Consider the following 6,334-nt stretch of genomic DNA (forward strand, 5'->3'; position numbering starts at 1 on the left):
AGGAGACCGCCATGAAACTGCTCAACCGCTCCGCCCTGAGCGTCCGGCCGACCCGCCACTTCGTGGACTGGATCAATGCGCTGGAGCCCACGGTGGGCGATGACGACCTGACGCTGGCCGACGTCGAACGCGAGACCACCGTCTACCTGATCCCCGAGATGGATACCCCCGAGGCCCTGGAGGCCTTCGTGCGCGAGCGCTATCTCGAAATCCTCGAGACCGAGCTGCGCGCTTGGGAGGAAGACGAGCGCCAGTGGCCCGAGACGCTGGACTGGGCGCTCTTCCAGCGCTTCCTGCGCTTCGAGCACAGCTACCTGGCCATCGACCTGGACGACGAGGCGGCGCTGGAGATCTCCGAGGTGGATGACGCGCTGCTGCTGGAGACCGACCAGGACTGATCCGGCCAGTCCGCCCGCTGGCCTTGCGTGGAACCGGCTTCGGCCGGTTTCGTCATTGATGGATCCCCGCACATGAGTCGACTCTTCGCGACCCGTCCCGGCGACGATGGCCTGCCGGGCCCCGAGCGCCGCCTGGCCGTGCTGGCACTGATCCTGGGGACCAGCATGGCGGTGGTGGACACCACCATGGTCAACATCGCCCTGCCCTCCATCGCGGCGGGGCTCGAGGTCTCCGCCGCGCGGGCGGTGTGGGTCACCAACCTCTTCCAGATCAGCTGCGCGGCCTTCCTGCTGGTGTTCGCCGCGCTCAGCGAGCTGCTCAGCCGGCGCCGGCTCTACGTGGCCGGCGTGGGCGTGTTCACCCTGGCGGCGCTGGGCAGCGCGCTCTCCACGAGCCTCGAATCGCTGCTGCTGTTCCGGGCTCTGCAGGGGCTGGGGGCGGCGGCGACGCTCTCCATCGGCCCCTCGCTCTACCGTTCCATCTTCCCCTCGCGGCTGCTGGGCAGCGCCCTGGGGTTCTCCGCCCTGGTGGTGGCCAGCGGCTATGCGGCCGGACCGGCCATCGGCGGGCTGCTGCTCTCGGTGGCCGACTGGCCCTGGCTGTTCGTGCTGCATCTGCCGCTGGGGCTGGTCGCGCTGGTCCTCGCCTGGAAGGCATTGCCCCGCGAAGCGGGGCGTCGCGGCGGCTTCGACGGGGCCGGGGCGCTGCTCTCGGTGGTGATGCTCGCCGGCTTCTTCATGGCCATGGATGGCCTCGGTCACGGCGCGCCCGCCTGGCGGGTGCTGGCCTGGCTGGTCGCCAGCCTGGTGGCGGGCGGGCTCTTCCTGCGTCGCCAGCGGCACGCCAGTCACCCCTTGCTGCCCTTGTCGCTGTTCGAGGAGCCGCGCTTCAGCCTGGCGGTATCGGCCTCGGGACTGGCGTTCATCGGCCAGGGGCTCGCCTTCGTGGCGCTCTCCTTCCTCTACCAGCAGGAGATGGGCTTCTCGCCGCTGGAGACCGCCTGGCTCTTCACCCCCTGGCCGCTGGCGATCATGCTGGTGGGCCCCCTGGCCGGGCGCCTGGCCGACCGGGTCAATCCCAGCCTGCTCTCCAGCCTGGGCCTGGGGCTGCTGATGGCCGGCCTGGCGGCCCTGGCGCTGCTCGACGCCGAGGCCGGGGTGGTCGACGCCCTGTGGCGCACGGCGCTGTGCGGCCTGGGCTTCGGGCTCTTCCAGCCGCCCAACAACCGCGAGATGATGGCCAGCGTGCCCCGCGAGCGCAGCGCCAACGCCTCGGGGGTGATGAGCACCACCCGCACCGTTGGGCAGTCGCTGGGCGTGGCCCTGGTCGGTGCCTTCCTCGCCGCCGGCATGGCCGTGCAGGCCACCCTGTGGGTCGGCGGGCTGGCGACCCTGCTGTCGCTGGCCGCCAGCCTGGCACGGGTGCCGCTGGCCGGCGCCGCTCAGCGGGCGCAGGCCGCCGCACCGCCCGGGGTGCGTCGTTAGCGCCGCGCATAGCGAGTACAATGGACCTTCCACTTCATCACCGGAAAGCCGCCATGAGCATCCAGGCAACCATCGAAGAGAAGCTGAAGGCCCTCGAGCCCGCCTTCCTGGCGGTGGAGAACGAGAGCCACCGACACAACGTGCCGCCCGATTCCGAGACCCACTTCAAGGTGACCCTGGTCAGCGAGCGCTTCGCGGGGCTGATGCCCGTGAAGCGCCACCAGCAGGTCTACACCCTGCTGGCCGACGAGCTCGCCGGGCCGGTCCATGCCCTGGCGTTGCACCTCTACACCCCGGGCGAGTGGGAGGCCGCCGGCCAGGCCCGTCCCGACTCCCCCGACTGCCGGGGCGGTGGCCGGTGACCAGCGAGCCGCAGCGCCTGCAGTATCTGGAGGCCATGGGCCTGACGGCCTGGGTGGCCCGCTATGCGCTGCCCAATGCCCGGCCCACGGAGGCCTGCGACTGGGCCCCGCCGGAGACGCCGGCGGCCGAGCCCCCGGGCGAACGGCTGCACGCCTTGCTCGACGAGGCCGCCAAGGCCCCCGCCCCGCGGCCCGCGGAGAGCGCCCAGGAGCGGGTCGAGCGCCCACAGCGTCCGGGAAAGGCGCGCGCCCTGCTCGGCGAGGTGCCGACGGAAGAAGGAGCGCCTACCGCCACGCCGCCTGCCGAGCCGGAGGCGCCCCGAGAGGCCTTGCGCTTCGCCTTCCAGGTGGCCTGCCTGGAGGGGCGCTGGCTGCTGTTGCTGCCGGGGAGGCAGGCGCCCGGACGCAGCGAGCTGGCGCTGCTGGGCAACCTGCTGCGCGCCGCCGGCATTCCGGCCGGCGTGCCGGGCTTCGAAGCCTTCCGCTGGCCGCTGGAGGAGGGATTGCCGGTGACCGCTCCCCTGGAGGAGGCCCGGGAAGGGCTGCAGGCCTTCGTGGCCGGTGCCCACCGTCGCGGCTGGGCGCCGGAGCGCCTGTTGGTATTCGGCGGCGATGAGGTGCTGGAGCGGGTGTTGACCCTGGAGGCAGGGCAGTGTCCGCTGCTGGGCCTGCCGGCCTGGCAGGGGCCGGCCCTGGGGGAACTGGCCGGCAGCGCCGAGGCCAAGCGGGCCCTGCTGCCGCGGCTGGACGAGTGGCGACGCGCCTGGCAGGCGACGACCGGGGAGGCCGAGGGTGACGACTAGCGGGCTGCAGCTCCTTCGCCTCACCAGTGCCGACCGAGCGCTCGTGGAGACCCTCGAGGCGTCGGCCGGCTGGCCGCTGGGTGGCTCGCCGCGACGGCTGGCCGGGACCCTCGACGATCCGTCGACGGCGGTCTTCGGCCTGATGCCGGGGGACGCTCTCGGCCTCGATGCCCTGGCGGCCTATGCGGTGGTGGCGCGCCTGCCCTTCGAGGCGGAGTTGCAGGGGCTGCTGGTGCGCCAGGCCAGCCGGGGGCATGGCCTGGGGAGGCGACTGCTGGCGGTGGTGGTGGACCAGGCCCGCGGCTGGGGCAGCGAGCGGTTGTTGCTGGAGGTGCGGGCGGGCAACGCCGCGGCCATCGACCTCTATCGGGGAAGCGGCTTCCGCGAGGACGGGCGACGGACGGGCTACTATCCGCCCCCGGAGCCGGGGGCGGACAGGGAGGATGCGATCCTGATGTCGCTGCCGCTACGGCCGCTGGGCTGAAGCGCTGTGGCGTGGTTCAGCCGTTGCTGCTGCCGGGTTCCACCTCGTCGAGCTTGCCCAGCACCGCCGTCAGGCGGCGCTCCCACTCCTCGCGCTCCTGCTTCAAGCGGCTGTTTTCCTCGCGCAGCTCCTCGGCTTCCATCTTCAAGAGCTCCAGGGCCTCGACGGCGCTGGCGACCTTCTGTTCGAGCCGATTGAAGAGTTCGATGCTCATCCTGTGTCTCCTGGGTGTCGTTCCGGGGTGGTCCTTGGCGGCCGAGCCGGCGCCTGTCGCGGGCGGTACCGAGGCCGCAGCGTAACGCCGAGCCCGGGGCTCAGCAAGCGTCGTCGCCTGGCGACGGGGCCTGGCGGCGATAGAGCCGTCCATGGCTGTCGCCGGCGCGCACCTCGCGGTGCAGGAGCCAGGTGGCCGGCACCTCGGGCACCAGTCCCGCCTCCACTTCCAGGTAGATCAGGGCCTCGTCGGCCAGCCAGCCCGCCTCCAGGGCGGCGCAGCAGGGATCGGCCAGGCCCTGGCGGAAGGGCGGGTCGAGGAAGACCAGGGAGAAGGATGCCGGCGTCCCGCGCAGGAAGGCCCGGGCGTCGTCGGTGACCACGCGGCCGCGCTCTGAGGCGCCCAGGGTCTCCAGGTTCGTCGCCAACTGCCGGGCCACCCGGCCGTCGTGCTCCACGAAGGTGGTCTCGCGGGCCCCGCGGGAGAGCGCCTCCAGGCCCAGGGCGCCGGTGCCGGCGAACAGGTCCAGGACCCGGGCGCCGGGCAGGGCGGTGGCGAGCCAGTTGAACAGCGTCTCGCGCACCCGGTCGGGGGTCGGGCGCAGGCCGGGACTATCGAGTACCGGCAGCAGGCGGCGGCGGTGCTCGCCGCCGATGATGCGCAGTCGTCCGGGACTCTGCCGGCCGTTCCGGCTGCCGGCGGGGGGCTTGCCGCCCGGACGACGGGAGCGAGGGAGGCGTCGTGTCATGGCCGGGATTGTAACCGGCGGCTTGTCCACAGTCATGGTGCGCGGTGGTAGGATGTGGCGATTCGTTCATCCGCGAGGCCGATTCTGCCCATGTTCGGTATTTTCAAGCGCAAGAAGAAGCAGCAGGAACAACCCGGGGATCGCGACGAGCGCGATCTTCGCGAGGAGGAGGAGGCGCCCGACTCGCCCGAGCGGGGCGATGAGGCCGCCCCGGCCGATGCCCGGCGTGGTCCCGACGCGACGGGCGCCGCCGGTGCGGCGGCACCCCCCGAGGACGACACGACGGATGGCACACCGCCGCAGGAGGCACCGCGGCCCGCGGAGGCAGCGTCCGACGAAGAGGCCGCCGTTGCCCCCGAGGAAGCGGAGACGCAACCTGCTGACGAGCCCGAGCCCGAGCCCGAGCCCGAGCCCGAGCCCGAGTCGGTGGCCGAGGAGCCGCCCCGCGCCGCCCTGCAGGAGAAGCCGGCCGGCGAGAAGAAGGGCTGGTTCGCGCGCATCCGCGCCGGCCTCGGCAAGACCCGCGCCAACCTCACCGACGGCCTCGCCGACCTCTTCCTCGGCAAGAAGCAGATCGACGACGACCTGATGGAGGACCTGGAGACCCAGCTGCTGCTGGCGGACGTGGGCATCGAGGCCACCACCGAGATCATCGACCGCCTCACCGAGCGGGTGTCGCGCAAGGAGCTCCAGGACAGCGAGGCCCTCTACCGCGCCCTCCAGGAGGAACTGGCCGCGATGCTCGAGCCGGTGACCCGGCCCCTGGCGCTGCCGCCCAAGGGCGAGGGGCCCTTCGTGATCCTGGTCGTCGGCGTCAATGGCGTGGGCAAGACCACCACCATCGGCAAGCTCACCCAGCGCTTCCGGCGCGAGGGGCGCAGCGTGATGCTGGCCGCCGGCGACACCTTCCGCGCCGCCGCGGTGGAGCAGCTCAAGGTGTGGGGCGAGCGCAACCAGGTGCCGGTGATCGCCCAGCACACCGGCGCCGACAGCGCCTCGGTGGTCTATGACGCCGTGGCCGCCGCCAAGGCGCGGGGCATCGACGTGCTGATCGCCGACACCGCCGGCCGCCTGCACAACAAGGCGCACCTGATGGAGGAGCTCAAGAAGGTGCACCGGGTGATGGGCAAGCTGGACGCGGCCGCGCCCCATGAGGTGATGCTGGTGCTCGACGCCGGCACCGGCCAGAACGCCCTGTCCCAGGCCAGCACCTTCAACGAGGCGGTGCCGGTCACCGGGGTGACCCTGACCAAGCTCGACGGCACCGCCAAGGGCGGCATCATCTTCGCCCTGGCCAAGCAACTGGGCACGCCGATCCGCTTCATCGGCGTCGGCGAGTCCCTGGACGACCTGCGCCCCTTCGAGTCCCGCGAGTTCGTCGACGCCCTCTTCGACCGCGAGCGGGGCGACGCCGAGGCATGATCGTCTTCGAGCACGTCGGCAAGCGCTACGGCGGGCGCTTCGAGGCGCTCGCCCACCTCGACTTCCGCGTGCGGCGTGGCGAGATGGTCTTCCTGACCGGTCACTCCGGGGCGGGCAAGAGTTCGCTGCTGCGGCTGATCATGCGCCTGGAGCGGCCCTCCCGCGGGCGCATCCTGGTGGCCGGCCATGACATCGATCGCCTGCATCCCAGCCAGGTGCCCTTCTACCGCCGCCAGATCGGCGTGGTCTTCCAGGACCACCAACTGCTCTTCGACCGCTCGATCTTCCACAACGTGGCCCTGCCGCTGGAGATCCAGGGCGTGGAGCCCCGCGAGGCGGCCCGCCGGGTGCGCGCGGCGCTGGACAAGGTGGGGCTGCTGCACCGCGAGCGGGCGCTGCCCATCGAGCTCTCCGGCGG

Annotated in this window: 9 protein-coding genes; 7 read left to right on the plus strand and 2 right to left on the minus strand. The window is 72.4% G+C overall.

Annotated elements, in window-relative coordinates:
• Window positions 1–11 precede the first annotated feature (11 nt).
• The 5 genes from QWY80_RS07305 (at window position 12) to QWY80_RS07325 (ending at window position 3,532) form a co-directional block, all read left to right on the plus strand.
• The gene (locus QWY80_RS07305) at window positions 12–398 is read left to right on the plus strand and encodes a hypothetical protein (RefSeq protein WP_290230085.1); all 387 of its coding nucleotides are present in this window, start codon (window positions 12–14) and stop codon (window positions 396–398) included.
• A gap of 72 nt (window positions 399–470) precedes the next feature.
• Window positions 471–1,883, plus strand: coding sequence for an MFS transporter (locus QWY80_RS07310; protein ID WP_290230086.1), 1,413 nt, complete (start codon window positions 471–473; stop codon window positions 1,881–1,883).
• A 53-nt stretch (window positions 1,884–1,936) separates the two neighbouring features.
• A complete protein-coding gene (locus QWY80_RS07315; protein WP_290230087.1) occupies window positions 1,937–2,245 on the plus strand; it encodes a BolA family protein in 309 nt (102 codons plus the stop codon).
• Complete coding sequence (locus tag QWY80_RS07320) at window positions 2,242–3,048, plus strand: hypothetical protein (RefSeq protein ID WP_290230088.1); 807 nt, start codon at window positions 2,242–2,244, stop codon at window positions 3,046–3,048. The genes QWY80_RS07315 and QWY80_RS07320 overlap by 4 nt, the downstream gene beginning before the upstream one ends.
• Window positions 3,038–3,532, plus strand: coding sequence for a GNAT family N-acetyltransferase (locus QWY80_RS07325; protein ID WP_290230089.1), 495 nt, complete (start codon window positions 3,038–3,040; stop codon window positions 3,530–3,532). Before QWY80_RS07320 ends, QWY80_RS07325 begins: the two co-directional genes overlap by 11 nt.
• Window positions 3,533–3,548: 16 nt before the next feature.
• On the opposite strand, the gene QWY80_RS07330 is transcribed toward QWY80_RS07325, so the two are convergent.
• Both QWY80_RS07330 and rsmD read right to left on the minus strand, forming a co-directional pair.
• Window positions 3,549–3,746 carry a cell division protein ZapB gene (locus QWY80_RS07330; protein WP_290230090.1) on the minus strand — a complete coding sequence of 66 codons (198 nt, stop codon included), beginning with the start codon at window positions 3,744–3,746 and terminating at the stop codon, window positions 3,549–3,551.
• A gap of 100 nt (window positions 3,747–3,846) precedes the next feature.
• Window positions 3,847–4,494 (minus strand): 16S rRNA (guanine(966)-N(2))-methyltransferase RsmD, encoded by a 648-nt coding sequence (gene rsmD, locus QWY80_RS07335; RefSeq protein ID WP_290230092.1) that lies wholly within the window; start codon window positions 4,492–4,494, stop codon window positions 3,847–3,849.
• A 90-nt stretch (window positions 4,495–4,584) separates the two neighbouring features.
• On the opposite strand from rsmD, the gene ftsY reads away from it, so the two are divergent.
• Both ftsY and QWY80_RS07345 read left to right on the plus strand, forming a co-directional pair.
• On the plus strand, window positions 4,585–5,916 hold the full coding sequence (gene ftsY / locus QWY80_RS07340) for a signal recognition particle-docking protein FtsY (protein ID WP_290230093.1): 1,332 nt from the start codon (window positions 4,585–4,587) through the stop codon (window positions 5,914–5,916).
• Window positions 5,913–6,334 (plus strand): cell division ATP-binding protein FtsE (locus tag QWY80_RS07345; protein ID WP_290230094.1); only part of this gene is annotated, 422 nt, incomplete at its 3' end. The genes ftsY and QWY80_RS07345, both read left to right, overlap by 4 nt.

It is taken from the genome of Halomonas ramblicola, assembly GCF_030409215.1.
Lineage (GTDB): Bacteria > Pseudomonadota > Gammaproteobacteria > Pseudomonadales > Halomonadaceae > Halomonas > Halomonas ramblicola.

Bases quoted from the DNA above. Each gene is read 5' to 3' on its own strand.
- QWY80_RS07305 (WP_290230085.1), top strand. From the start codon at position 12: ATGAAACTGCTCAACCGCTCCGCCCTGAGCGTCCGGCCGACCCGCCAC.
- QWY80_RS07310 (WP_290230086.1), top strand. From the start codon at position 471: ATGAGTCGACTCTTCGCGACCCGTCCCGGCGACGATGGCCTGCCGGGC.
- QWY80_RS07315 (WP_290230087.1), top strand. From the start codon at position 1,937: ATGAGCATCCAGGCAACCATCGAAGAGAAGCTGAAGGCCCTCGAGCCC.
- QWY80_RS07330 (WP_290230090.1), bottom strand. From the start codon at position 3,746: ATGAGCATCGAACTCTTCAATCGGCTCGAACAGAAGGTCGCCAGCGCC.
- rsmD (WP_290230092.1), bottom strand. From the start codon at position 4,494: ATGACACGACGCCTCCCTCGCTCCCGTCGTCCGGGCGGCAAGCCCCCC.
- ftsY (WP_290230093.1), top strand. From the start codon at position 4,585: ATGTTCGGTATTTTCAAGCGCAAGAAGAAGCAGCAGGAACAACCCGGG.